The 1,647-nt window shown below is 63.0% G+C and carries 1 pseudogene; it reads right to left on the bottom strand.

Going from position 1 to position 1,647, the window contains the following annotated elements:
• Positions 1-102 precede the first annotated feature (102 nt).
• A pseudogene (locus CDN38_RS28415) lies at positions 103-1,206 on the bottom strand (IS110 family RNA-guided transposase); the annotation flags it as partial.
• Positions 1,207-1,647 lie beyond the last annotated feature (441 nt).

Below are 1,647 nucleotides of genomic sequence, written 5' to 3'. Positions count from 1 at the left end.
CACGATCGGGATGGTCAGCCCCATCAACTACGAGAACGCTGCGGCCACCAACCGGGAAGCCGCATAGAGGAAACCTCCACGATTTGGGGGGAACCACAGTTTGGTGAGCATGTTGTGGGCGGCGATGATCATGGCGTGTTCGATGGCGACGATCGTGCGCATCGGGCCACGACGAGATGCGATGCGTTTGTACTTCGCCGAGAAGTAGGTGTTCTTCGAGCGGGCTGCCGACAGTGCGGCGATCCCGAGGACGCCTTTGAGGTAGCGGTTGCCAGGACGAGTCTTGGTCGACTTCACCCGGCCGGCGGATTCGTTGGACCCTGGTGAGACCCCGGCCCAGGACGCCAAGTGTCCCGCGGTGGGGAACACGCTCATGTCGCCGCCGGTTTCGGCGATAAACACCTCAGCGACGATTCGGGAGAATCCCGGGATGCTCATCAGCAGGTCCCGGGCTGGCCGAAAAGGGGCCATCGCGTCCTCGATGCGCTCATCGAGGCGACCGATGTCGGCGCTGTGGGCGTCGATGCGATCCAGAAACAGTCGCGCCATGAACGCGTGGTGGTCGTTGAATCGTCCGGTCAGCGCTTCGGTCAAGGCCGGGATCTTCGACCGCATGCGGCGTTGGGCCAGATCGGCCAGGGCGGCAGGATCACGCTGGCCGCCGATGAGTGCTTCGAGCATGGCGCGTCCGGAGACACCGGTGATGTCGCAGGCCACTGCTGAGAGCTTGATCCCGGCGTCTTCGAGCAGTTTCTCTAACCGCTGCACTTCCCGGGTGCGTTCCCGGGTGATCACGGTGCGTGCCCGCGTCAGATCCCGCAACGCCCGGATCGGGGCCGGCGGCACGAACGACGCCTTGACCAGACCGTGGGCACCCAGGTCGGCCAGTCAGGCGGCATCAGAGACGTCAGTCTTGCGACCAGGTAGGTTGCGCACCGAGGCCGCGTTGACCAGCACCACCTCGAGTTCGTCGTCGAGCAGGTAGTAGAACGGTTTCCAGTAATCGCTGGTTGACTCGATTACCACCCGGGTCACCTTCGCCGCGATCAGGTGCTCGCGCAGCGCTAGGATCTGGCTGGTCGTGCCACCCCAGGTCGTCACCGTCGCTGAGGTGGCCCGCCGGCCCTGACCTTGCACCCGGACACAGACCTTGGCGTCCTTCTTCGAGCAGTCGATTCCCGCGCACCGCGGGTGCATCACATCCATCACCCATCACCTCAAACCGATGTAACGTAACTTGTTGTTGTGGAGGATGTTTCGGGGAGGGCGGGAGTAAACACAGGAATCTGACACTCGTGCTCGACGGCAACATTCCACGGTCCCCGCGGACAAGGTCGTGCCCTCCGCCCCAAGCTAGCCTGCGGGCTCACATGGCAACATAGAACGACCGGAGTCAACCGAAACACCCCCTGAGCATCACCCCGGGCCACCGCTTAACACAACCACAAACCCAACCGGCCCCACCGGCACATTTTCGCCCACCACGGCGGGGCGGAGCCCCTGAGAAGCTAGCCTGGCACTTCCCATTAGTCCTTGAGTAAGCGTGTCGCTGGGGAGGATAGGGCAAAGGCTTTACCCTGGCTGGGTTTGCGACCTCAACGCAGCTCAGCGGGAAAGGCCTTTGTGGTGAAGAAGATAACGCATGAA

Origin of the sequence: Mycobacterium ostraviense (assembly GCF_002705925.1) — a bacterium.
Taxonomy (GTDB): domain Bacteria; phylum Actinomycetota; class Actinomycetes; order Mycobacteriales; family Mycobacteriaceae; genus Mycobacterium; species Mycobacterium ostraviense.
This window is presented reverse-complemented; position numbering and strand designations above follow the sequence as displayed.